25 protein-coding genes are annotated in these 21,589 nt (G+C 71.5%); 13 read left to right on the top strand and 12 right to left on the bottom strand.

The window, feature by feature from the left end; all coding sequences use genetic code 11:
* The first annotated feature begins 44 nt into the window (after nucleotides 1-44).
* The 4 genes from C5H89_RS10230 to C5H89_RS10220 all read left to right on the top strand — a co-directional run bounded on the left by C5H89_RS10230 (nucleotide 45) and on the right by C5H89_RS10220 (nucleotide 3,004).
* Nucleotides 45-1,133: a CoA ester lyase gene (locus C5H89_RS10230; protein ID WP_104106939.1), complete on the top strand. Its 1,089-nt coding sequence runs from the start codon at nucleotides 45-47 to the stop codon at nucleotides 1,131-1,133.
* A 2-nt stretch (nucleotides 1,134-1,135) separates the two neighbouring features.
* Complete coding sequence (locus C5H89_RS10225) at nucleotides 1,136-2,002, top strand: CoA ester lyase (RefSeq protein ID WP_104106938.1); 867 nt, start codon at nucleotides 1,136-1,138, stop codon at nucleotides 2,000-2,002.
* Nucleotides 2,003-2,158: 156 nt separating this feature from the next.
* Nucleotides 2,159-2,302, top strand: a complete 144-nt coding sequence (locus C5H89_RS19140; protein WP_205304975.1) for a hypothetical protein — start codon at nucleotides 2,159-2,161, stop codon at nucleotides 2,300-2,302.
* Between the two features lie 162 nt (nucleotides 2,303-2,464).
* Complete coding sequence (locus C5H89_RS10220) at nucleotides 2,465-3,004, top strand: hypothetical protein (protein WP_104106937.1); 540 nt, start codon at nucleotides 2,465-2,467, stop codon at nucleotides 3,002-3,004.
* A 36-nt stretch (nucleotides 3,005-3,040) separates the two neighbouring features.
* On the opposite strand, the gene C5H89_RS10215 is transcribed toward C5H89_RS10220, so the two are convergent.
* Nucleotides 3,041-3,394, bottom strand: a complete 354-nt coding sequence (locus tag C5H89_RS10215) for a hypothetical protein (protein ID WP_104106936.1) — start codon at nucleotides 3,392-3,394, stop codon at nucleotides 3,041-3,043.
* Nucleotides 3,395-3,430: 36 nt separating this feature from the next.
* Between C5H89_RS10215 and C5H89_RS10210 the strand changes: the two genes are divergently transcribed.
* Nucleotides 3,431-4,804, top strand: a complete 1,374-nt coding sequence (locus tag C5H89_RS10210) for a DNA polymerase ligase N-terminal domain-containing protein (protein WP_104106935.1) — start codon at nucleotides 3,431-3,433, stop codon at nucleotides 4,802-4,804.
* Here the strand turns inward: C5H89_RS10210 and mftF are convergent.
* The 7 genes from mftF to mftA are packed head-to-tail and all read right to left on the bottom strand — an operon-like array spanning nucleotide 4,742 to nucleotide 10,689.
* Nucleotides 4,742-6,250: a mycofactocin biosynthesis glycosyltransferase MftF gene (gene mftF, locus C5H89_RS10205; RefSeq protein WP_104106934.1), complete on the bottom strand. Its 1,509-nt coding sequence runs from the start codon at nucleotides 6,248-6,250 to the stop codon at nucleotides 4,742-4,744. The two genes, C5H89_RS10210 and mftF, sit on opposite strands and share 63 nt — an antisense overlap.
* A 1-nt stretch (nucleotide 6,251) precedes the next feature.
* The gene (locus C5H89_RS10200) at nucleotides 6,252-7,052 is read right to left on the bottom strand and encodes a mycofactocin-coupled SDR family oxidoreductase (RefSeq protein WP_104106933.1); all 801 of its coding nucleotides are present in this window, start codon (nucleotides 7,050-7,052) and stop codon (nucleotides 6,252-6,254) included.
* Nucleotides 7,049-7,765, bottom strand: coding sequence for a mycofactocin biosynthesis peptidyl-dipeptidase MftE (gene mftE / locus C5H89_RS10195; RefSeq protein WP_104106932.1), 717 nt, complete (start codon nucleotides 7,763-7,765; stop codon nucleotides 7,049-7,051). Before mftE ends, C5H89_RS10200 begins: the two co-directional genes overlap by 4 nt.
* Nucleotides 7,766-7,767: 2 nt before the next feature.
* Nucleotides 7,768-9,030, bottom strand: coding sequence for a pre-mycofactocin synthase MftD (mftD, locus tag C5H89_RS10190; RefSeq protein ID WP_104106931.1), 1,263 nt, complete (start codon nucleotides 9,028-9,030; stop codon nucleotides 7,768-7,770).
* An 11-nt stretch (nucleotides 9,031-9,041) separates the two neighbouring features.
* Nucleotides 9,042-10,304 carry a mycofactocin radical SAM maturase gene (gene mftC / locus C5H89_RS10185; RefSeq protein WP_104106930.1) on the bottom strand — a complete coding sequence of 421 codons (1,263 nt, stop codon included), beginning with the start codon at nucleotides 10,302-10,304 and terminating at the stop codon, nucleotides 9,042-9,044.
* Complete coding sequence (gene mftB / locus C5H89_RS10180; protein WP_101523276.1) at nucleotides 10,301-10,588, bottom strand: mycofactocin biosynthesis chaperone MftB; 288 nt, start codon at nucleotides 10,586-10,588, stop codon at nucleotides 10,301-10,303. The genes mftC and mftB overlap by 4 nt, the downstream gene beginning before the upstream one ends.
* A complete protein-coding gene (gene mftA, locus C5H89_RS10175) occupies nucleotides 10,573-10,689 on the bottom strand; it encodes a mycofactocin precursor MftA (protein ID WP_104106929.1) in 117 nt (38 codons plus the stop codon). The genes mftB and mftA overlap by 16 nt, the downstream gene beginning before the upstream one ends.
* 84 nt (nucleotides 10,690-10,773) lie before the next feature.
* On the opposite strand from mftA, the gene mftR reads away from it, so the two are divergent.
* The 5 genes from mftR (at nucleotide 10,774) to C5H89_RS10150 (ending at nucleotide 14,969) form a co-directional block, all read left to right on the top strand.
* Nucleotides 10,774-11,361, top strand: coding sequence for a mycofactocin system transcriptional regulator (gene mftR, locus C5H89_RS10170; RefSeq protein WP_205304974.1), 588 nt, complete (start codon nucleotides 10,774-10,776; stop codon nucleotides 11,359-11,361).
* Nucleotides 11,362-11,508: 147 nt separating this feature from the next.
* The gene (locus C5H89_RS10165) at nucleotides 11,509-12,630 is read left to right on the top strand and encodes an NDMA-dependent alcohol dehydrogenase (protein ID WP_104106927.1); all 1,122 of its coding nucleotides are present in this window, start codon (nucleotides 11,509-11,511) and stop codon (nucleotides 12,628-12,630) included.
* Between the two features lie 11 nt (nucleotides 12,631-12,641).
* The gene (locus C5H89_RS10160; RefSeq protein WP_104106926.1) at nucleotides 12,642-13,070 is read left to right on the top strand and encodes a nuclear transport factor 2 family protein; all 429 of its coding nucleotides are present in this window, start codon (nucleotides 12,642-12,644) and stop codon (nucleotides 13,068-13,070) included.
* Nucleotides 13,067-13,531 (top strand): nuclear transport factor 2 family protein, encoded by a 465-nt coding sequence (locus C5H89_RS10155; RefSeq protein WP_162799321.1) that lies wholly within the window; start codon nucleotides 13,067-13,069, stop codon nucleotides 13,529-13,531. The genes C5H89_RS10160 and C5H89_RS10155 overlap by 4 nt, the downstream gene beginning before the upstream one ends.
* Nucleotides 13,524-14,969 (top strand): aldehyde dehydrogenase, encoded by a 1,446-nt coding sequence (locus C5H89_RS10150; RefSeq protein WP_104106924.1) that lies wholly within the window; start codon nucleotides 13,524-13,526, stop codon nucleotides 14,967-14,969. The genes C5H89_RS10155 and C5H89_RS10150 overlap by 8 nt, the downstream gene beginning before the upstream one ends.
* 62 nt (nucleotides 14,970-15,031) lie before the next feature.
* Here the strand turns inward: C5H89_RS10150 and C5H89_RS10145 are convergent, their stop codons facing one another.
* Nucleotides 15,032-15,301, bottom strand: coding sequence for a hypothetical protein (locus C5H89_RS10145; RefSeq protein WP_104106923.1), 270 nt, complete (start codon nucleotides 15,299-15,301; stop codon nucleotides 15,032-15,034).
* Nucleotides 15,302-15,410: 109 nt separating this feature from the next.
* Between C5H89_RS10145 and C5H89_RS10140 the strand changes: the two genes are divergently transcribed.
* Nucleotides 15,411-15,647, top strand: coding sequence for a hypothetical protein (locus C5H89_RS10140; RefSeq protein WP_104106922.1), 237 nt, complete (start codon nucleotides 15,411-15,413; stop codon nucleotides 15,645-15,647).
* A gap of 26 nt (nucleotides 15,648-15,673) precedes the next feature.
* On the opposite strand, the gene C5H89_RS10135 is transcribed toward C5H89_RS10140, so the two are convergent.
* Nucleotides 15,674-16,246: a hypothetical protein gene (locus tag C5H89_RS10135; protein ID WP_104107108.1), complete on the bottom strand. Its 573-nt coding sequence runs from the start codon at nucleotides 16,244-16,246 to the stop codon at nucleotides 15,674-15,676.
* Between the two features lie 25 nt (nucleotides 16,247-16,271).
* Here C5H89_RS10135 and C5H89_RS10130 point away from each other — a divergent pair, with 25 nt between their 5' ends.
* Complete coding sequence (locus C5H89_RS10130) at nucleotides 16,272-16,985, top strand: LamG-like jellyroll fold domain-containing protein (protein ID WP_162799320.1); 714 nt, start codon at nucleotides 16,272-16,274, stop codon at nucleotides 16,983-16,985.
* Between the two features lies 1 nt (nucleotide 16,986).
* Here the strand turns inward: C5H89_RS10130 and C5H89_RS10125 are convergent, their stop codons facing one another.
* The gene (locus C5H89_RS10125; RefSeq protein ID WP_104106920.1) at nucleotides 16,987-17,511 is read right to left on the bottom strand and encodes a ferritin; all 525 of its coding nucleotides are present in this window, start codon (nucleotides 17,509-17,511) and stop codon (nucleotides 16,987-16,989) included.
* A gap of 45 nt (nucleotides 17,512-17,556) precedes the next feature.
* Nucleotides 17,557-17,751, bottom strand: a complete 195-nt coding sequence (locus C5H89_RS10120; protein WP_101523265.1) for a hypothetical protein — start codon at nucleotides 17,749-17,751, stop codon at nucleotides 17,557-17,559.
* A gap of 205 nt (nucleotides 17,752-17,956) precedes the next feature.
* Between C5H89_RS10120 and C5H89_RS10115 the strand changes: the two genes are divergently transcribed.
* Nucleotides 17,957-21,502 (top strand): (Fe-S)-binding protein, encoded by a 3,546-nt coding sequence (locus tag C5H89_RS10115; RefSeq protein WP_104106919.1) that lies wholly within the window; start codon nucleotides 17,957-17,959, stop codon nucleotides 21,500-21,502.
* The last annotated feature ends 87 nt before the right edge of the window (nucleotides 21,503-21,589 follow it).

Genomic DNA, 21,589 nt, shown 5'->3' with positions numbered 1-21,589 from the left:
GCCACCATGGGGAGCCGGGCTGCCGCGCTGTTAAATTCCGGCCCATGCGCTCTGCCAAGGACTTCTTCGCCCCGCTCGCCGTCGGCGCCCCCGCGCCGGTGCGCGAGGTGCCCGCTCGCCCCAGCCGGGCGCTCCACTTCTTCGACCCGGGCAACCCCAAGATGGCCGCCAAGGTCCCCGACATGGTCGGCAAGGTCGACGTGCTCCTGGGCAACCTCGAGGACGCCGTCAAGGCCGAGAACAAGGAGACGGCTCGCGCCGGTCTGGTGAAGATCGGCCAGGAGACAGACTTCGGGCCCACCCAGTTCTGGACCCGCATCAACTCCCTGGACAGCCCGTGGGTGCTCGACGACCTGACCACGCTGGTGCCGGCCATCGGGGACAAGCTCGACGTCATCATGGTGCCCAAGGTCCAGGGGGCCGAGGACATCCACTACGTCGACCGGATCCTGGCCCAGCTCGAGGCCAAGGCCGGGCTGACCCGCCCGATCCTGATCCACGCGATCCTGGAGACCGCGCGCGGCGTGGCCAACATCGAGGAGATCTGCGCCGCCTCGCCGCGGATGCAGGGCCTCTCGCTGGGCCCGGCCGACCTGGCCGCGGACCGGCGGATGAAGACCACCCGCGTCGGCGGCGGGCACCCGGGCTACCTGGTGCGCGCCGACGCCCCGAAGAACGCCTCCGGCGAGACGCAGTACGACGCCGAGCGGACGACGTACCAGCAGGACCTGTGGCACTACACGATCGCGCGGATGGTCGACGCCTGCGCGATGCACGGCATCTACCCCTACTACGGCCCGTTCGGCGACATCACCGACGTCGTGGCCTGCGAGGACCAGTTCCGCAACGCCTTCCTGCTGGGCTGCGTGGGCGCGTGGAGCCTGCACCCGAAGCAGATCGCCATCGCCAACCGGGTCTTCTCCCCCAGCGTCGAGGACGTCACCCACGCCCGCCGGGTGATCGCCGCGATGGGCGACGGCACCGGCGCGGTGATGCTGGACGGCAAGATGGAGGACGACGCCTCGGTGAAGCAGTGCCAGGTGATGGTCGCCCTCGCCGAGGAGCTGGCCGCCATCGACCCCGAGCTCAAGAAGTCCTACGACGCGATCCAGGTCGACGGAGAGGTGGCCTGACCATGAGCGAGTTCACTCCCCTGCGCTCGGTGCTCTACATGCCCAGCTCCAACGAGCGGGCGCTGGAGAAGGCCAAGTCCATCGCCTGCGACGGGCTCATCCTGGACCTCGAGGACGCCGTCGCACCCGACGCCAAGCCGGCAGCCCGGGACGCGGCCTGCGCCGCGGTGGCCTCCGGCGACTACGGCCGCCGCACGGTGACGATCCGGGTCAACGGGATCGGCACCGAGTGGCACGACGCCGACATCGCGGCCGCCAGCAAGGCCGGGCCGGCCGCCATCGTGGTGCCCAAGGTCAACAGCGCCGAGGAGGTGCGCGGGCTGGTCGCGGCGATGGAGGCCGCCGGCGCACCGGAGCACACCAAGCTGTGGGCGATGATCGAGACCCCGGTGGCGATCCTCGACGTGCTCTCGATCGCCCGGGCCTCGGAGCGGCTGACCGCCTTCGTGCTGGGCACCAACGACCTGGTCAAGGAGCTGTACGCCGAGCACGTGCCAGGTCGCGCACCGATCCTGCCCAGCCTGCACACCGTGCTGCTGGCCGGCCGGGCCGCCGGGATCGCGGTGATCGACGGCGTCTACAACAACGTCAAGGACACCGACGGCTTCCTTGCCGAGTGCGAGCAGGGCCGGCAGCTGGGCTTCGACGGCAAGACGCTGATCCACCCCGGGCAGGTCGAGGGCGCCAACACCGCCTTCGCCCCGTCGGCGGAGGCGGTGGCCGACGCCCGAGGGCTGATCCAGGCGTTCGAGGATGGCAAGGGCAGCGGGGTGGTGACCTACAACGGCCGGATGGTGGAGAACCTGCACGTGGAGTCCGCCACTCGTACCCTGACGATCCACGAGGCGATCCAGGCGTTGCAGGGCTGAGCAGTCACCGCGGTGACAGCACGTCAGTAGCACCCGGATCTGGGAAAATCCGAAGAATTCACAAAAAATTCAGGAAAGATGTTTAAGCCTCAAGCACGCGGGTAACCATCCACTAACCGTCCGTGACCCCCGCGGACCATGACGAAGGAGGGAACCATGGTCGTCCTCGGCCTGATTCTGCTCATCGTCGGCCTCGTTGCCGACATCTCTGTCCTCACCACCATCGGCGGCATCCTGCTGGTCGTTGGTCTGATCCTGAACTTCGTCCCGATCGGCGGGAACTCCCGCCGGGTCTGGTAGTCGAAAACCAACCTGAGCACCGTGTAGCACCGCTTTGACGAGGGCCCCCAGCGACATCGCTCGGGGGCCTTCGTCATGCCCGGCCCCTCGACGGCCAGTCGCTCAGCGGGCGAGCCCGGCGGCCCAGGGTTTTGGCTGCACCCTCGGGGGTACATCACCGGAATGGACAATGAAGAGGTCACCTGGATCGTCGTCGCCGTCGTGGTCCTCCTGCTGCTCGCCGGCCTCGCGGCCTGGCTGCTCAGCAAGCGGAAGAAGCAGAAGCAGGAGCAGGAGATGCGCGAGCGCACCGAGCGCGCCAGCGAGCTGCGTCAGCACGCCGACCAGCACGCGGCCGTCCTCCCGGACGCCGAGCTGCGCGCCAAGGAGGAGGAGGTCCGCGCCGAGAAGCTGCGCCGCGAGGCCGAGCGGGCCGAGGAGCGGGCTCAGGTCGCGCAGACCGACTACCAGCAGCAGGAGGCCCGCTACGAGGACAAGCTCCGCGAGGCGGACCGGGTCGACCCCAACGTCGACCACACGTCCGGCAGCTACACCCCGGGCGCCGACCGGACCAGCACCGACGAGACGGTGACCGAGCGGAGCACCACCGAGGTGACGACCACGACCTCGGGCGAGGGGACCACCGAGACGACGAGCACCAGCGACACCACGGGCACCACCGGGACGGACGCCGACCCCGGCTCGCCCCAGCACCGCGCCTGACCCGCTCGCCCGCTGCCCACGTCGATGCCGGCGTGGTCAGCGGGTGATCTGCACCGCCACGTCTCGGGGCGCGTCATCGCGGTCGCCCCAGATGGTGACCAGCGTCAGCCCGGGCGGCACCCCCATCGTGTCGTGCTCCCGGCCGAAGATGTCGCGGATCGACACCAGACCCTCGGACTCGATCCAGAACTCCCCGAGCTTGCGCAGGTCGTGCCCCGGTGAGGGCGACAGCGCGATCCGCGTCGGGGACTGGGTCACGTCGATGACCGCCACGGCCACGCAGTCCGGCGTCGCCACACAGGTGGCGCCCCCGAAGGTCGTCGGAGGCACGAAGTCCTCCCGGCCCACCACGAGGAGCACCGAGTGCGGGGGCCTGATCATCATGCTCACCCCGTCATCCTGCCCGTCCCCGCCGACAACGTCGGCATGAGCGGAGCGCGGTTCGTGGTCCAGCGCCACCGGGCCAGCAGGTTGCACTACGACCTGCGCTTCGAGATCGACGGGGTCCTGGTCAGCTGGGCGGTGCCCAAGGGCCCCACCCTGGACCCGGCGGCCCGGCGCCTGGCCGTCCACGTCGAGGACCACCCGGTGGAGTACCTGCTCTTCGAGGGAGTCATCCCGTCGCGGGAGTACGGCGGCGGCGACGTCATCGTCTGGGACACCGGCACCTACGAGCCGGTGCATACCGACGACCCGGCGGCCGCGATCGCGGCCGGAGAGCTGCACGTCGAGATGCACGGGGAGAAGCTGCAGGGTCGGCTGGTGCTGGTGCGCCGGGGCACCGACGACCAGCAGTGGATGCTGCTGCACAAGCACGACGAGCACGCAGTCACCGGCTGGGACCCCGAGGACCACCCGAGATCGGTGCTCAGCGGCCGCACCAACGAGGAGGTCAAGGCTGACCCGGACCGGCTCTGGCGCTCGGACGCGCCGGCGGACCGGGCGAGCGTCTCCCTGGTTCCCGAGCCGCTGCCTACCGAGGCGATCGACGAGCTGGCGGCCCTGGGCACCCACGGCACCTGGGAGGTCTTCGGGCGCCGTCTCAAGGTCACCAACCTCGACAAGGTGCTGTTTCCCGGCGACCCGCCCGTCACCAAGCGCGAGCTCCTCGCCTACGCGGCCCGGATCGCGCCGACCTCGCTGCCCTACCTGCGGGGTCGCCCGGTGAACCTGCACCGCTTTCCCGACGGCGCCGGGTCGAAGGGCTTCTGGCACAAGCAGCGCCCCGCGCACGCGCCCGCGTGGCTGGGCGCCTGGGACAACCCGGACGCCGACGAGGACGAGACCACGACGTACGTGGTGATCGACCTGGACCCCGGCGAGCGGACCACCTGGGAGGAGCTGCTGGTGCTGGCCCGGCTGCACCGCACCGCACTGGAGCACCTGGGCGTCACGGCCGGCGCGAAGGTGACCGGGCAGCGCGGGATCCAGATCTGGGTGCCGGTGGTGCCGGGCTACACCTTCGACGACACCCGCGCCTGGGTGGAGGGAATCTCACGCACCGTCGGCAAGGTGGTGCCCGAGCTGGTGAGCTGGAAGTGGGAGGTCAAGGCCCGGGGCGGCCTGGCCCGGCTCGACTACACCCAGAACGCGATCAACAAGACCCTGGTGGCGCCGTACTCGCCACGGCCGGCGGCCGGAGCCCCGGTGTCGGTGCCGATCGGCTGGGACGAGCTGGACGACCCCGAGCTGCGTCCGGACCGGTGGACCATCCGGACGGTGCTCGACCGGCTGGAGTCAGTCGGCGACCCGTTCCGGGTGCTGCTGGGCGCGGCGCAGGAGCTGCCGGAGCTGACCTGAGCGAGGCGCCCGGGAAGCCCCGGGTCGACGCGGCCGCAGGGCCGCCGGCGAGCGGCCCCGCAGGGCGCCCCACCACAGACCGGTGCCGTAGGCGAGGTCGTCGAGCCGACGCCCCAGCACCAGCGTCACGAGGTCCAGGTCGGCGTCGTGGTGCTCGGTGGCCGCGACCACCGAGTCCACGACCAGGGCGGTGGCCACCGCACGCCGGCCGGGGGCGAAGCAGCAGGCCAGCGCGCCGAGCGGCCACCAGTGCCGGAGCAGGAGCGCGGACTCCTGGCGGACCGACCAGCCCACTCCCTTGACCGCCAGCGCCCCCGACACCCGGGTCCGCGTGCCGAGCGGCACGTCCGCGGGCAGCGCCCGGGCCACCGAGACGCTCGCGTGCACCGCTGCGGCGCCCAGCACCGGCAGCGACCACCTGCTGCGCAGCAGCACCGCCGCTCCGGCCAGCGCCAGGGTGGGCGAGAGCACGGCCGGCGCCACGTGGGCACCGTGCCGCTGGGCCAGCCCGGCGCCGCCGGACCCGTAGAGCACCTTGCGACCGAGCCAGCCGCGAACCGTGGGACGTACGTCGTGACGCACGGTGACCGCCGGTTCGTAGCGCACCCGCCTGCCGGCGCCGACCAGCCGCCACACCAGGTCGACGTCCTCGCCGACGCGCAGGTCGGTGTCGAAGCCGGCCCCGAGGTGGTCGGTGCGGGCGACCAGGCAGGCGCTGGGCAGCCAGGCGACCCCGGCGCCGGGGCGCACCGCGTACGGCTTGGGGCCCAGGCTCAGCGACGAGGCGGCTGCGTCGTAGCGCTCGAACCACCGGGGGTCGGCACGCGGGACGTGCCCGGCCACCCGGGGCCCGACCATCGCCACGGTCGGGTCCGCGAGGTGACGCGAGAGCCGCAGCAGGTCGGCCGCCGAGGCCTGGACGTCGGAGTCGACGAAGGCGACCACCGGGGTGGTGACCTGCGCCAGCCCTGCGTTGCGGGCGCCGGCGGGTCCGAGGTTGGTCTCCAGGGCGACGACGACGGCCCCGTGCCGGCGCGCGACGGCGGCCACGGCGGCCGGGTCCCGCGAGGCGTCGTCGACCACGACGACCGACAGCGGACCCAGCGCGGCCAGGCACCGGTCCAGCTGGGCGGGGCGGTCACGCACCGGCACCACCACGGTCAGGTCCTCGACCGCCACCTCGGCCGAGGCATCGAGCACCGGACGGGCGAGGTTGGTGGCCAGCAGCCGCTCCGCGACCTCCGCGGAGGCGGCGTCCGTGACGACCAGCCGGTCGCCGACGAGCCGGGCCCGCGCCGCGTCGGCGAGACGCATGACGGTGAGCGGTGAGCCGCCGACCAGCAGGCGCCCCCGGTCGAGGACCAGCGCCGCCGGGTCCAGCTCGACCACGAACCCGGCCGGGAGGCCGCGCGCGGACGCGGGGGCGGGGGCCTGCAACGACGTCATCTCACGCCCCGAACCCGCCGTCGGCGTGCAGCACGGTGCCGTTGACCACGCCCCCGGCCGGGGAGGCGCAGAAGGCGATGGCGGCGGCGATCTCGGCCGGGTCGATCGCGCGGCGGATCAGCTGGTGCTGCGCCAGCTCGTCGACCGGTACGTCGTACAGGGCGGCCGTGGTGCGCAGCAGGTCGGTGTCGGTCGAGCCCGGGGAGACGGCGCTGGCGGTGACGCCGGTGCCCACCAGGTCGGCGGCCAGGCCCTTCACGATGCCGACCACCGCGTGCTTGGCGGCGTTGTAGCCGGCCAGGTGGAACAGGCCGTGGCTGCCGGCGGCCGAGGCGACGGCCACGAAGCGGCAGGTCCCGGGCTCCGGGCCGGCGAGCATGGCGGGGACGCACGCCGCGGCGGTGTTCCACACGCCCTTGGCCACCACGTCCCACAGGTCGTCGAGCACCGCGTCGGGGGTCTCCCACAGCGGCCGGCCGCCGAGGATGATGCCGGCGGCCGCGACCGCGACGTCGAGCCGTCCCCAGAGCCGGACCGTCTCGGCGACGGCCAGCTCCAGGGCCGGGCGGTCCCGGACGTCGACCACCCGGCAGCGCACTCGGTCGCCGTGCTCCGCCGCGAGGGCGTCCAGCTGCTCGCGGTCCGCCAGGGGCGGGCCCTGGCAGGAGTCCAGCGCCATCACCCGGTAGCCGTCGGCCACCAGCCGCGCCACCGTGGCGGCACCGATGCCCCGGGCCGCCCCGGTGACGAGCGCGGTCCGGGCCGGGGGTGGGGCCAGGGGTGTCGCCGGGGACTGACTCATGGCGCGACCGGCGACAGCCGGGCCAGCACGTCGGTGGTCATCGCGGCCAGCACCGCCCGGCCCTCGTCGGCGGAGGCGCCGGCGGGGTCGCCGAGCACCCCGTTGGCCGAGACTGCGGCCACGCCGCCCCGGACCAGGTCGGGGAGGATCTCGGTGAGCGGGCGGCAGTCGCCGGCCTCGGCGAGCTCGAGGCGCACCAGAGCGGGGGCCAGGTGCAGCAGCAGCGAGGTCTCCGTGCGACCGGCGTGCAGGTCGACGTCCTCGGTGGCGCACGCCACCCAGGCCACGTCGTGCCCTTCGACCACCAGCTGGTCGACCGCGGCGCGCAGTGCGGTGAGGTTGCCGCCGTGCCCGTTGACCAGGACGACGCGCTCACTCCAGGTGCGCAGCGAGCGGACCAGCTCGACCACCAGGAACCGCAGCGCCTCGGTGCCGATGGAGGCGGTGCCGGGGAAGGACTGATGCTCCCCGCTGGAGCCGTAGGCCAGGGCCGGCGCCACCCACACCCCGGCGCCGGGACCGCCCAGGCGCTCGGCGACGCCCTCGGCGACCGCCGTCGCGATCAGGGTGTCGGTCTGCAACGGCAGGTGGGGGCCGTGCTGCTCGGTCGAGCCGACCGGCACCAGCACCAGGCTGGCGCCGGCCGACTCGCGGGACGTCGCTTCGGCCAGCAACCCGGGCACCGGTCCCGAGGGCGGCCCGGGCCGGGGCATCCTCAGCCCCGGGTGCCGGTGGCCACGTGCGCGCCGGCCGGACTGGTCGCGCCGAGCGCGCGGTGGAAGCCGTCAGGCACCAGCAGGTGCTCGGGGGTGAGCTCGTCGATCGAGGAGACCCCCAGCCCGAGCAGGGCCGAGTCGATCCCCGAGCGCAGCACGTCGAGCACGTTGCCCACGCCGGTCTCGCCGTTGGCCGCGAGGCCCCACAGGTAGGCGCGACCGATCATCACCGCGCGAGCACCCAGGGCGACCGCCTTGACGACGTCCGACCCGCGCCGGATGCCGCCGTCCATCACGACCTCGAGGTCGTGTCCCACAGCGTCCGCGATCGGCTTCACCATGCGGATCGCGGCGGGGGTGCCGTCGAGGTTGTTGCCGCCGTGGTTGGAGACCGAGATGGCGGCGGCGCCGGCGTCCCGGGCCCGCAGCGCGTCGTCGATCCGGCAGACGCCCTTGAGCATGAACGGCTTGCCGCCGCTGATCTGCGACCACTGCTCGCGCATCCAGGCCACGTCCTCCCAGGACGGCGGCGGGGTGGTCATCCACTCGTAGTACGCACCGAAGAACGTGGGCGCATCGCCGCCGGGCGGAGCCAGGTTGGGGGCGGTCAGGTCGGGGATCTGGCCGGTGCGGCCGAACTCCCACAGCCACCGCGGCTTGGTGACGACCTTGGGCGCCATCCGCACCATCGTCTTCAGGTCGACCTTCTCGGGGATCTCCGGGCTGCCCCAGTCGCGACCCATCGAGAAGGACCAGTCCAGGGTGGCGATCAGGCCGACGGCGCCGGCGGCGTGGGCGCGCTGCATCCGCTGCACCACCACGTTGCGGTCCCCGGTCCAGTACATCTGGAAGAAGGTGGTGGCGCCGGTGGCGACCACGTCCTCGATGGACTTGGAGGCGAAGTTCGACAGGCCCACCACCGTGCCGCGCGAGTGCGCCGCGCGGGCGACCGCGACCTCGCCGTCGGGGTGCACCGCCTGGACGCCGGTGGGACTCATCAGCACCGGCAGCGAGATCGGCTGCCCCATCACCGAGGTGGCCATCTCGCGCACCGGCTGCTGGCCGGCGACGTGCGGGGCGACCCCCAGCTCGGCGAAGGCGGCCTGGTTGTCGCCGACCGTCTGGCCGCGCTCGGACCCGGCGACCAGGGCGCCGTACACGGGGGCGGGCAGCCGCTTGCGGGCGCGCTCCTGGGCGACGGCGACGGACTCGAACCAGGGGTTCGGCTTCCAGGGGTTCTGCAGCCACTGGGGCTTCGACATCGGGGTTTCCTCTACTTGGTGAGCGGGATGAAGCCGGCCAGCGGGTCCTCGGCGCAGGCCGACACGGGCGGCGCGCTGGGCAGGGTCAGCTGGTCGGGACGGCGGCTGAGCGTGAGCATCACCGGCTGGTTGCGGGTCGGGTTGGCCTTGGAGTGGTCCTGGCTGGCGGCGGGGATGACCCGTCCGCCAGATTGCGCCAGCTGGTCCAGGGCGGTCTCGCCGTAGCCCTGCACGCACTCGGGGTCGGGCCCGTCGAGCGGCAGGCCGGTGAAGAACTTGGCGGCCATGCAGCCGCCCCGGCAGGTGTCGTAGAAGGTGCACTTGGCGCAGGCCCCGCCGGTCTGCGGGGAGCGCAGCTCGGTGAACAGCTCGGAGGTCTGCCAGACCCGCTGGAAGCCGCCCTCGGCCAGCAGGTTGCCGGCCAGGAAGTTGTCGTGGATCGCGAAGGGGCACGCGTAGACGTCGCCGATCGGGTCGATCAGGCAGACCACGCGGCCCGCGCCGCACAGGTTGAGGCCGGGCAGCGGCTCGCCGAACGCGGCGAGGTGGAAGAACGAGTCGCCGGTCAGCACCCCCTCGCCGTGGGCCATCAGCCAGTCGTAGAGCTCGCGCTGTTGCTCGGGCAGCGGGTGCAGCTCGTCCCAGACGTCGGCGCCGCGGCCGCTGGGGCGCAGCCGGGTGAGCCGGAGGGTGGCACCGAACCGGTCCGCGAGTGCCTTGAACTCGTCCAGCTGGCCGATGTTCTGCCGGGTGCAGACGACCGAGATCTTGGCGTCGGTGAAGCCGGCGTCCTGGAGGTTCGCCAACGCGGTGAGGGCGGTGTCGTAGGAGCCGGGGCCGCGGACGTAGTCGTTGACCTCGGCGGTCGCGCCGTCCAGGGAGATCTGCACGTCGACGTAGCCCGCGCAGGCCGGGCTGGTCAGGAACGCAGCGCGCTCGGGGGTGAGCCGGACGCCGTTGGTGGAGAACTTCACTCCCACCTGGTGGTTCACGGCGTACTCGAGCAGGTGCCAGAAGTCGGGGCGGATCGTGGGCTCCCCGCCGCCGATGTTGACGTAGAAGACCTGCATCCGCTGCAGCTCGTCGATGACCGCCTCGCACTGCTCGGTGGTGAGCTCACGAGGGTCGCGACGGCCGCTGCTGGACAGGCAGTGGGCGCACTCCAGGTTGCAGGCGTAGGTGAGCTCCCAGGTCAGGCAGATCGGGGCGTCGAGGCCGAGCTCGAACTGCTCGACGAGCGAACCGGTGATGGGACGTTCGGGCGCGATGGTCACGCGGCCACTCCTTCGCGGGGGCGGATCATGTCGGTGCGGGCGAGGCCGGCGAGTGCGTCGGCGTACGCCAGGTGCTGGGTCTCGGGGACGCCGGCGGCGACCAGCGCCGAGCGGACGTCGGGCTGCTCACCGAGTGCCCGGACCACTGCCACCAGCTCGGGCCGCTTGAGGAACGTGAGCTTGCGGTTGCCGAAGTGGTAGGCCAGCGCACCGAAGGGCTCGGGGCGCAGCGCCACCGACGGTGACAGGGTCCAGGCCTCGTCGAGCATCAGTACACGCCGCACATGCCGTCGATGGAGACCTCTTCGATCAGGCTCTCGGCGGTGAGCTGCTCTGCCGACTGCGGGGCCGTCTGCTCTGCGATGGTGGCGTTCTCGGGGGTCATGACAGGTCCTTCCGAAGGGGGGTGTGACGTGAGCCTCACAATAAGTGCACTCGTGGCAGTAATGCAAGGGCCTACATTGCACTCGTGTCCAGGAGAACGTCGGCGGGTCGCCCCGAGGTGACCAGCCACGCTGCCATCGAGCAGGCGGCCTTCGCGCTCTTCCGCGAGCGCGGCTTCGAGGCCACCACCCTGGAGGCGATCGCCGGCGCCGTCGGGGTGGGGCGCCGCACCCTGTTCCGCTACTACCGCTCCAAGAACGACATCCCCTGGGGCCAGTTCGACCGCACCCTGGCCGGCTTCCGCCAGATCCTGGACGAGACGCCCGCGGACCTGAGCGTCTACCAGGCCGTGGGCCGGGGCATCGTGGAGTTCAACCGCTTCCCCGCCGACGCCTCGCCGCCACACGTGGAGCGGATGCGGCTGATCCTCCAGACGCCCGCACTGCAGGCGCACTCCGCCCTGCGGTACGGCGAGTGGCGCCGGGTGATCGCCGAGTACGCCGCCGCACGACTTGACCTCGAGCCCGACGCGCTCGAGCCCCGACTGCTGGGCCACGTGGGCCTGGCCCTGGCGATGACGGCGTACGAGCTGTGGCTCGACGACCCCGCGCGCGACCTCACCGCACTGCTGGAGCAGGGACTCTCGGCGCTCTCCGCACTCTCGCGGCCCTAGCGCCCCCTCACCCGCCACGCCGGCCGGTGGGGCCGCCCGACGCTGTGCACTCCCCGACGTCGCCTTGCCTTTCCGGCCCTCGCGTGTGCAAGATCATATTCATCAATCGGATAATTCGGGCGATTGACTATGACTTGAGGAGCAGAGATGAAGATCCAAGGCGCACTGTTGTGGGAGCCCGGCACCAAGTCCGGATGGACCGTCGAGGAGATCGAGCTCGACCCGCCCAAGCGCGGAGAGGCGACCGTCAAGCTGGCCGCGTCCGGCATCTGCCACAGCGACGACCACCTGGACACCGGCGACATCCCGCTCGACTGGGCCCCGGTGCTCGGCGGCCACGAGGGTGCCGGCGTGGTGACCGAGGTCGGCGAGGGCGTGGAGGGCATCGAGGTCGGCGACCACGTGGTGCTCTCGTTCCTGCCCAGCTGCGGCAAGTGCCCCATGTGCGTGAGCGGCCGGGCCAACATGTGCGACCTGGGCGCGGGCGTCCTGGCCGGCACCTCGCCCGACGGCACGCACCGCATCCACGCCCGCGGCAAGGGCATCGGCGCGATGTCCTACCTGGGCACCTTCGCCCCCTACGTGACGGTCCCGACCAACGCGCTGGTCAAGATCGACAAGGACATCCCGCTCAAGTCCGCGGCCCTGATCGGTTGCGGCGTGCCCACCGGCTGGGGCTCCTCGGTCCGGGCGGCCGGCATGGAGCTCGGCGACACCGTGGTCGTGATCGGCACCGGCGGCGTCGGGATGAACGCCGTGCAGGGCGCCCGGCAGAAGGGTGCGAAGAACCTGATCGCGGTCGAGCCGGTGGAGTTCAAGCGCGACCTGGCCAAGCAGCTCGGGGCCACCCACAGCGCAGCCGACTTCGCCGAGGCGGCCGAGCTGGTCGCGGGCATGACCAACGGCCAGGGCGCCGACGTCGTCATCATCACCGTCGGCGTGCTGACCCCGGAGATCCTCCAGCCCGCCCAGGAGATGACCAAGCGCGGCGGCACCATCGTGGTGACCTCCGCCGCCCCGGTCACCCAGCGCGACATCCAGCTGGACCTCTACACCTTCGCCATGTCCGGCAAGCGGATCCAGGGCACGCTCTACGGCACCACCAACGCCCAGATCGACATCCCGCTGATCGCCGACCTCTACCGCCGGGGCGAGCACAAGCTCGACGAGCTGATCACCAAGGAGTACAAGCTCGAGGACATCAACACCGCCTTCCAGGACATGCGCGAGGGCAAGAACGTCCGCGGCGTCATCGTCTACGAGGACTGATCGGCCAACCGATGACCACGACGACGCAGGACGAGCTCGACATCGTGCGGGCGACCCACACCTACGCGCTGGGGCTGGACCGCTTCGAGCCCGAGCTCGCCCTGTCGGCGTTCGCAGCCGACGCGGTGTGGGACGCCACGGCGGTGGGACTGGAGCGCTACGAGGGTCACGAGCAGATCAGGGCCTTCTTCGAGAACGACGCGAAGGCGATCGCGCGCCAGTTCCACATCCTCACCAACCACATCGTCGCCTTCGACGACGCCGACCATGCCCGCGGCACCAACTACGTCTTCTCCGAGGGCGAGACGCGGACCGGGGCGACGTTCAAGGCGATCGCGCTCAACGAGGACACCTATGTCCGCACTCCCCAGGGATGGCGGATCGCCAGCCGGGTGATCAGCCCGCTCACGACCCCGGAGATGGAGGGGTTCGAGGTATGACGACGATCGACCGCCACCTGGGCGACAAGCAGGTGATCGAGGCCTACCTCGACGCCGTCGGCTCGCTCCGGGTCGCCGACGTCGCTCCGCTGTTCCACGAGGACGGCCGGGTGCTGCTGCCCTACGCACCCCTGGGCATCCCCCAGGAGGTGGCGGGGCGGCCGGCGATCGGCGACTACTACGAGGCGCTGCCCCAGATGATCGGGGCGCTCAACTTCTCCGACTACCGGATCCAGGCCACCGAGACGCCTGGCGAGTACGTCGCGGAGTACACCTCGGACGCGTCGATGCGCGCCACGGGGACGTCGTACCGCAACACCTACATCACCAAGGTGACCGTGGCGGAAGGGCAGATCGCGGAGCTCACCGAGTTCTTCGACCCCATCCGGCTGGTCGAGGCCATGGGCGGCACGGTCGTGCCGCCCGAGACACCAGAGATCGAGGAAGAAGTCCATGACTGAGACAAACATCCGGAGCTTCGACAAGCTCTTCATCGGCGGGCACTGGGTCGAGCCCAGCACCGAGGCGAAGATCGAGGTCGTCTCGCCCATCACCGAGCAGGTGATCGCGACCGTCCCCGCAGCCGCCGAGGCAGACATGGACCGCGCCGTGGCCGCGGCTCGCAAGGCGTTCGACGAGGGCCCGTGGCCCCGGATGTCGCCCGCCGAGCGGGCCGAGGTGCTGACCCGCGTCGGCAAGGAGGTGGAGGCCCGACTCCCCGAGATGATCGAGGCGTTCACCGCCGAGATCGGTGCCCCGGCCGCGGTCAGCGAGGCCTTCCACGACAACGCGATCAAGATGTGGGGCGACGCCGCCACGCTGCACGAGCGGTTCGAGTTCGAGGAGGAGCGCACCTGGGCCGACGGCCACGGCAAGGTGGTGCGCGAGCCCATCGGCGTGGTCGCGGTGATCATCCCGTGGAACGGGCCCGTCGCCACGGCCTCGCTCAAAATCGCCCCGGCACTCGCGTCCGGCTGCACCGTGGTGCTCAAGCCGGCCCCCGAGGGTCCGGTCAGCACGATGATCCTGGCCGAGGCACTGGAGGCCGCTGGGCTGCCCGAGGGCGTCATCAGCCTGCTGCCCGGGGGGCGCGAGGTCGGTGAGTACCTCGTCAAGCACCGCGACGTGGACAAGATCTCCTTCACCGGCAGCACCGCCGCCGGTCGCCGCATCATGAGCCTGGCGGGCGAGCGAATCGCTCGGGTCACCCTCGAGCTCGGGGGCAAGTCGGCCGGGATCATCGCCGACGACATCCCGCTCGACCAGGTCCTGCCGACGCTGGCCTTCGCCGGCATCGGCAGCTCAGGCCAGGTCTGCGCGGCCATCACCCGGATCGTGGTGCCCCGGCACCGCCAGGACGAGGTGGTCGAGGCGCTCAAGGGCATCTTCGAGGGCCTCAAGGTCGGCGACCCCCGCGAGGGCGACACCGTCATCGGGCCGCTGGCCGCCGAGCGTCAGCGCGAGCGGGTCGAGGGCTACATCCAGATCGGCGTCGAGGAGGGCGCCCGCCTGGTCACCGGCGGCGACCGGCCCTCGGACCTGGACTCCGGCTGGTACGTCAAGCCCACGATCTTCGCCGACGTGCGCAACGACATGCGCATCGCCCAGGAGGAGATCTTCGGTCCGGTGGTCTGCGTGATCCCGTTCGACACCGTGGAGGAGGCGATCCAGATCGCCAACGACTCCGACTACGGCCTCTCGGGCGCGGTGTACGCCGAGGACGTCGAGCTCGCCGAGCGCATCGCCCGCCAGGTGCGCACCGGTCAGATCTCGATCAACACCTGGGGCATGTGCGTGGTGCAGCCCTTCGGCGGCTACAAGCAGTCCGGCCTCGGCCGGGAGGGCAACGTCGAGGGTCTGAGCGCGTTCCTCGAGACCAAGCTCATCCAGTACGCCTGAGCCCAGTCAGCTCGTCAGTAACCGCAGGGATGCCGGATCGCTCCGGCATCCCTGTGGTGCGTCTACGAGTAGCGGTGGCTCTTGGCGGCGTGGCCCTTCTCCCGGGTGCAGCTGCGGCCGCTCATGTTGCGGTGGCCGCACAGCTCCTCGGCAGCCCCCGGCGCCTCGGCTGCGGGGGCGGCCTGCGGCGCCGCCGCCTTGCGCGCAGCAGGCTTCTCAGCCGCCGCCGCCGACTTGGTCGCGCGCGGCGTCGTCCCGGCCTGCTTGGTGCGCGCCTGGCTCTCGGCGTACCGGGCTTCGCGCATGGCGCGCAGGTTGTCCATCTTGCTCATCGCGTGATCACACTCCGCACTCTAGGACCTGCTCCCGACAGCCCTGGAGCTACCCGCAGGTACGGCCCCGGCGACCAGGGCCGATGGGGCCTCGTGACACCGTTCGCCCATGAACTCGGTGCACGACGTCATCATCCACACTCCCAGCGGCCGCGGGGTCTTCGTGACCGCCGCGCTGCGCGCCGGCTCCGGCGTCCAGATCACGGAGCCCATCCGGACCACCGTCCGCCCCGGCGGCCGCGACACCATCGAGTTCTACACCAGCAACATCGAGCTGGTCACCAAGATCACGATGGCCACCGAGCCGGGGGCGCGCATCATGCAGGCCTCCCGCCCGGCCGCCTGACCGCCCCGCGCTGACGGGGCCGGCCTTCAGCGCGTCGGCACCGCCAGGGCGGCCACCACCGCGGTGCCCCCGTCCCAGGAGGCCACCAGGCGCACCTCGCCCTGAGGGGCCTCCCCCAGGCCTGCCGGGTCCAGGTCGCCGACCAGCACGAGGCTGCCGCCCTGGACCGGCACCGGACCCTCGCGCACCACCCGCACGGCTGGCTCACGGGTCCCGGCGAAGGTCTCCCCGTGCCACACCTCGACGACGGCCTGCTGCTGCTCGCCGCGCAGCGCCCGCACGAAGCAGTCCACGCCCACCGGGTCGTGGCCGGCCTCGTAGACCCAGCGCTGCCCCAGGGCGGAGTGCTGCATGGTGCAGACCAGGTGCTCCTCGGCGCCGGCCAGGGGCGCCCCGCGGTAGGTGAGCGGGACGTGCAGCGTGCGCTCGCCCCGGCGTACCACGAGCCCCTCGACGCCGACCTCGCCGGCCGGGTCGTCGAAGCGGTAGCCGCCCACCAGGTCCACCGGTCCGGAGCCGCCCCACGGCTGCCGGTCCAGCCAGGTCTCGAGGAGCTCGGGCTTGGTCGGGGTCAGGTTCGCCTCGTGGATGATCGCCATGCCCACGAACCCTAGGGTGTGCGCCATGAGGTCACGGGTGAGCGTCCAGGTCGTCGCGGCGGCGTTGCTGGCGCTCACCGCCCTGCCCGCCGCGGCGGCACCCGCCGGCCAGACCCGGCTGCGTCTGGACTTCGACCAGGTACGGACGCTGACCCCGGGCACCTCGGTGACCGGGAGCCCGGCCCGGGCGAGCGCACAGGTGGTCACCGACGGCGTGGGGCAGCTCCGGCGCCGACCGGGGGCCCGGGGCCGAGGTGTGGAGTTCCCGTGCGCGGGCTGCGGGCGGGCCGTCCTGGAGGTGGGCGACCGCAGCTCGCTGGACCCGCGCAGCGACACCTTCGCCTTCGGCGCCTCCGTGCGGATCGGGCCTGGGCAGGCCACGCACTCCATGAACGTGATGCAGAAGGGCTACCACGACGAGCCCGGCGGCCAGTACAAGCTGCAGGTCGACCAGGGAGTGCCCAGCTGCGTGGTTTCGGGGTCGTCCGGCCGGGTGCTCCTCGGCTCCACCGCGAGCATCGCCGATCGCGCGTGGCACCGGCTGACCTGCCGTCGTACGCCGTCAGGGGTGGTGCTGGTGGTCGACGGGAGCGTGGTGGCCAGCAGCGCGACACCGACGGGCAATCTGAGCAGCGCGGCGCCGGTGCGGCTCGGGGGCAAGGACGTCACCAGCATCGACAACGACCAGCTCCACGGCCGCCTCGACGACGTCTTCGTGCGGATCGACCGCACGGGCTGAGTCAGGCGCCGGCGACCCGGGGCGCGGTCGGGTCGGCGCCGCCCGCGGCCTGCTCGCGCGCGACGTACTCCTCGATGTCCTCGATGTCGTCGACGTTGCGGGTGACCACGGCCAGCAGGTCGGTCATCGTGGCGACCTCCTCGACCTGCTCCTTGATGAACCACTGCATGAACTGCTCGGAGGCGAAGTCGAACTCCTCGCGGGCGATCCGCAGCAGGCCGTTGATCTGCTCGGTGACGCGCTTCTCCTGGGCCAGGGCCAGGGCGACCGGCGCGACCACGTCGTCGAACGCCGAGACCGGGGCCCCGACACCGGGGACCGTCACCTCGGCGTCGGTGTCGAGCAGGTACTGCACCATCATCAGCGCGTGCTCGCGCTCCTCGAGCGCCTGGGCGTAGAAGAAGGCGGCCATCCGCGGCATCGTCTGGGCGTCGTAGTACACGGCGCACGCCAGGTACTGGTTGTGCGCGGCGAGCTCGTTGCCGATCTGGACGTTGAGCTGATCGGCGAAGCGGGCGGCGGGCATCAGTGGGCTCCTGGTACGTCGGCTGGCATGGGACGCAGCCGCGACTCAGGCGACCTCGGAGAGCCGCTTCTTGGTGACCTTCTTGCCGTCGACCCGGACGAGCTTGCGCTTCTTGACCGTATACCCCTCGGGCAGGGTGCCTTCCTTCAGCATCCGCAGGGGGCACCTGCCGCACTTCGTCTTGGACTCGCAGCACTCCCGCTTGGGGAGCTTGCGGGCCTGGTCCTTGGTCTTGGCCACGCGGTGACGGTAGCAGCCACTAATTAGGTATGCCTAACCTCTTCTCAGCAGGTGGACCACTGGCCCGCTGAACCGGAAGTTACCGCCGGGTACGCTGCTCCGTACGGGATGGAGCGGATGTAGGCAAACCCCTCGCATAGGCTCACCCTGGCGTCACGTCGTACAGCACGGCGACGTCCTTCACAGCCACGAGGAGCAAAGTCTCATGCAGACCATCGCGATCATCGTCTCCCTCGCCATCGCGGCGGTGGGCATCGCCTTGTTCGTCCGGGCCATCCGCGGCATCCTCGCGGTCGTCCGGATGGGCCAGCCGACGCTCGGACGGACCGACAACCCGGTGGGTCGCGGCCTGACCCTGGCCAAGGAGACGCTGGGGCACACCCGCATGCTCCAGTGGACCTGGATGGGTGCGGGCCACTGGTTCGTCTTCGTCGGCTTCGGCCTGCTCTTCTTCACCCTGCTCACCGCGTTCGGCCAGCTCTTCGACCCCCACTTCGCGCTGCCGCTCATCGGCCACTTCTTCCTCTGGGAGTGGATCTCGGAGCTGTTCACCGTGGTCATGGTGGTGGCGATCGTGGCCTTCATCATCTACCGCGCCACCCGCCCCAAGGAGCGCACCCGCGGCGCCAAGGGCCGCTTCTTCGGCTCCACCATGTGGCAGGCCTACTTCGTCGAGAGCGTCATCCTCGGCGTCGGCCTGTGCATCCTCACGCTGCGCGGCCTCGAGTACGCCCTCCTGGACCTGGACGGCCACGAGTACGCCGACAACGCCAGCGCCCTGCACTTCCCCTTCACGTTCTGGCTGGGCGAGCTGTTCAGCGGCCTGTCCGTCGGCACCATCGAGAACCTCATCTACTTCGTCGCGATGCTGAAGATCGTCATCTCCTTCACCTGGATGATCACGATCTCGCTGAACCTCACGATGGGCGTCGCCTGGCACCGCTTCACCGCGTTCTTCAACATCTTCTTCAAGCGTGAGCCCTCCGGCCGTACGGCGCTGGGCGCGATGAAGCCGCTCACCTCCGAGGGCAAGGCCATCACCCTCGACGACATCGACGACCTTGACGAGGACTCGGTGCTGGGCGTGGGCAAGATCGAGGACTTCTCCTGGAAGGGCATCCTCGACTTCACCACCTGCACCGAGTGCGGCCGCTGCCAGTCGCAGTGCCCCGCGTGGAACACCGAGAAGCCCCTCTCCCCCAAGCTCTTCATCACCGCGATGCGCGACCACGCCTACGCGAAGGCGCCGTACGTCCAGGCCGGAGGCGAGGGCAGCGAGGCCGCCACCGCTCTGCTGGAGAACGACGAGGACCTCGCCCGCGAGGTCAACCGCCCGATGGTCGGCGACACCGGCGAGGGCTGGTTCTACATGCCCGAGGACGGCTCCGCGGTCATCGACCCGGAGGTGCTGTGGAACTGCACCTCGTGCGGCGCCTGCGTCCAGCAGTGCCCCGTCGACATCGAGCACGTCGACCACATCATGGACATGCGCCGCTACCAGGTGCTGGTGGAGGCGAACTTCCCCGCCGAGCTCAACCAGCTCTTCAAGGGTCTGGAGAACAAGGGCAACCCCTGGAACATGTCGCCGAACGCGCGGATGGACTGGGCCAAGGACCTGCCCTTCGAGGTGCCCGTCGTCGGCGAGACCATCGAGTCCCTCGACGAGGTGGACTGGCTGTTCTGGGTCGGCTGCGCAGGCGCCTACGAGGACCGCGCCAAGAAGACCACCCGCGCGGTCGCTGAGCTGCTCGACATCGCCGGCATCAGCTTCGGCGTGCTCGGCAACGGCGAGACCTGCACCGGAGACCCTGCCCGCCGCGCCGGCAACGAGTTCGTCTTCCAGGGCCTGGCCATGCAGAACGTGGAGACCTTCAAGGAGTACAAGGTCAAGAAGGTCGTCTCGACCTGCGCCCACTGCTTCAACACCCTCAAGAACGAGTACAAGGACTTCGGCATCGAGCTCGAGGTCGTGCACCACACGCAGCTGCTCAACCGGCTCGTCCGCGAGGGCAAGCTGACCCCGGTCAAGGAGGGCGCCGGCGCCGCGAAGCGCTCGATCACCTACCACGACCCCTGCTACCTGGGTCGGCACAACGAGGTCTACACGCCCCCGCGCGAGCTGCTGCAGATCCTGCCCGGCGCCGAGGTCGTCGAGATGGAGCGCAACTCCGAGCGGTCCTTCTGCTGTGGCGCCGGCGGTGCCCGCATGTGGATGGAGGAGAACATCGGGGAGCGGATCAACGTCAACCGCACCCAGGAGGCCGTGGGCACCGGCGCCGACCAGATCGCCGTGGGCTGCCCCTTCTGCCGGGTGATGCTGGCCGACGGGCTCACCTCCGAGCAGGCCAAGGGCAACGCCCGCGAGGAGGTCGAGGTCCTCGACGTCGCGCAGATGCTGCTCGCCTCGGTCAAGGGCGAGTCGGCCACCAAGGCGGCCCCCGGATCCGCCAAGAAGGCAGCCGCAGCCGGCGCCACCGCGGCCACGGTCGCCGCCGGCGACGAGGCGGTCAAGGACGAGCCCGAGGTCGGGGACGTCACCCAGACCGAGGACACCGTCACCGAGACCGCCGACGTAGGTCCGAACGCCAAGGCCAGCGGCGGGTCGTCGCTCTTCGACACTCCCGCTGCCGAGGTCCCGGCTCCCGCAGCCAAGCAGGAGACGGGCGGGTCGCTCTTCGACACCCCGGCACCGGCTCCCGCGGCCAAGCAGGAGACGAGCGGGTCGCTGTTCGACACCCCCGCCCCCGAGGCCCCGGCTCCCGCGGCCAAGCAGGAGACGAGCGGGTCGCTCTTCGACACCCCGGCACCCGAGGCCAAGGCGGAGGCCCCCAAGGCGGAGGCCCCCAAGACGGAGGTCAAGGCGGAGGCCCCCAAGGCGGAGCCTGCTGCGGACCTGGGATCGGGTGGATCGCTGTTCGACCTGAGTGCTCCCGCCGCGCCTGCTCCGGCGGCGGCGACCGAGCCGGCTGCTCCGGCGGCCGAGCCGGAGCCGGAGGAGACGGCCGAGGCAGAGCCGGCTGCGGCCGACTCCGCTCCGGCGGCTCAGGCGGAGCCGGCCCCGGCCGCCCCGGCCAGCGAGATCGGCAGCGGTTCGCTGTTCGACATCGCCACCCCGGAGCCCGCACCCGTCGCCGAGCAGAAGGTCGAGGCTGCCCCGGAGGCCGCCGAGACGGAGCCGGAGACCGAGCCTGAGGTCGAGGTCGCGCCCGAGGCTGCCGAGACGGAGACGGCGTCCGAGCCGCAGGCAGGTGAGCCGCAGGCAGAGACGCCGGCCCCGCCGGCTGCCGCTGCCCCGGCTGCGGCACCTGCCCAGTCGATCCCGGACGGTGGCTCGCTCTTCGACATCGTCGCTCCGGAGCCTGCCCCGGCAACTGCTTCGGCAGCCACCGAGGCGCCTGCCGAGGCGGCAACCGAGCCGGTCGCCGAGGCATCAACCTCGACCGAGTCCCCCGCCGGGGACCGCGTGGCCCCGGCCGCGCCCGACGGGGCTGCGTTGAGCGCCGCTGCGACCCAGGCCGCTGCGGACTCGGACACGGTGGACTCAGGCGCCGTAGAAGCCGCTGAGGCAGGGTCCGACGCATCACCGACGGAGGAGACCACCGAGGCTCCCGCCAAGGAGCCTGCCGAGGAGCCCGCCGAGGAGAAGCCCGCAGCTCCCGCCGCGAGCACGCCCCCCGCATCCAACGGAGAGGCGCACCAGCCGAAGACCGATGTCGACATCCACGGATCGGGTTCGCTCTTCGACCTCTGATCCCCGCTTCACCGAACAGCCGCAACCGCGCACCTGCGCAGTTGCGGCTGTTCTGCGTCCGGGACGGGGTGTCGGCCAGGGCGCATG

The sequence above is a fragment of the Nocardioides sp. 616 genome (assembly GCF_002930065.1).
GTDB classification, from domain to species: domain Bacteria; phylum Actinomycetota; class Actinomycetes; order Propionibacteriales; family Nocardioidaceae; genus Nocardioides; species Nocardioides houyundeii.
The sequence above is the reverse complement of the archived record's forward strand: the minus strand, read 5'-3'. Positions and strand labels throughout refer to the sequence as shown.

Coding starts and splice junctions, on each gene's coding strand:
- C5H89_RS10230 (WP_104106939.1), top strand. CDS start 45: ATGCGCTCTGCCAAGGACTTCTTCGCCCCGCTCGCCGTCGGCGCCCCC.
- C5H89_RS10225 (WP_104106938.1), top strand. CDS start 1,136: ATGAGCGAGTTCACTCCCCTGCGCTCGGTGCTCTACATGCCCAGCTCC.
- C5H89_RS19140 (WP_205304975.1), top strand. CDS start 2,159: ATGGTCGTCCTCGGCCTGATTCTGCTCATCGTCGGCCTCGTTGCCGAC.
- C5H89_RS10220 (WP_104106937.1), top strand. CDS start 2,465: ATGGACAATGAAGAGGTCACCTGGATCGTCGTCGCCGTCGTGGTCCTC.
- C5H89_RS10210 (WP_104106935.1), top strand. CDS start 3,431: ATGAGCGGAGCGCGGTTCGTGGTCCAGCGCCACCGGGCCAGCAGGTTG.
- mftF (WP_104106934.1), bottom strand. CDS start 6,250: ATGACGTCGTTGCAGGCCCCCGCCCCCGCGTCCGCGCGCGGCCTCCCG.
- C5H89_RS10200 (WP_104106933.1), bottom strand. CDS start 7,052: ATGAGTCAGTCCCCGGCGACACCCCTGGCCCCACCCCCGGCCCGGACC.
- mftE (WP_104106932.1), bottom strand. CDS start 7,765: ATGCCCCGGCCCGGGCCGCCCTCGGGACCGGTGCCCGGGTTGCTGGCC.
- mftD (WP_104106931.1), bottom strand. CDS start 9,030: ATGTCGAAGCCCCAGTGGCTGCAGAACCCCTGGAAGCCGAACCCCTGG.
- mftA (WP_104106929.1), bottom strand. CDS start 10,689: ATGACCCCCGAGAACGCCACCATCGCAGAGCAGACGGCCCCGCAGTCG.
- C5H89_RS10165 (WP_104106927.1), top strand. CDS start 11,509: ATGAAGATCCAAGGCGCACTGTTGTGGGAGCCCGGCACCAAGTCCGGA.
- C5H89_RS10160 (WP_104106926.1), top strand. CDS start 12,642: ATGACCACGACGACGCAGGACGAGCTCGACATCGTGCGGGCGACCCAC.
- C5H89_RS10155 (WP_162799321.1), top strand. CDS start 13,067: ATGACGACGATCGACCGCCACCTGGGCGACAAGCAGGTGATCGAGGCC.
- C5H89_RS10150 (WP_104106924.1), top strand. CDS start 13,524: ATGACTGAGACAAACATCCGGAGCTTCGACAAGCTCTTCATCGGCGGG.
- C5H89_RS10145 (WP_104106923.1), bottom strand. CDS start 15,301: ATGAGCAAGATGGACAACCTGCGCGCCATGCGCGAAGCCCGGTACGCC.
- C5H89_RS10140 (WP_104106922.1), top strand. CDS start 15,411: ATGAACTCGGTGCACGACGTCATCATCCACACTCCCAGCGGCCGCGGG.
- C5H89_RS10135 (WP_104107108.1), bottom strand. CDS start 16,246: ATGGCGATCATCCACGAGGCGAACCTGACCCCGACCAAGCCCGAGCTC.
- C5H89_RS10130 (WP_162799320.1), top strand. CDS start 16,272: ATGAGGTCACGGGTGAGCGTCCAGGTCGTCGCGGCGGCGTTGCTGGCG.
- C5H89_RS10125 (WP_104106920.1), bottom strand. CDS start 17,511: ATGCCCGCCGCCCGCTTCGCCGATCAGCTCAACGTCCAGATCGGCAAC.
- C5H89_RS10115 (WP_104106919.1), top strand. CDS start 17,957: ATGCAGACCATCGCGATCATCGTCTCCCTCGCCATCGCGGCGGTGGGC.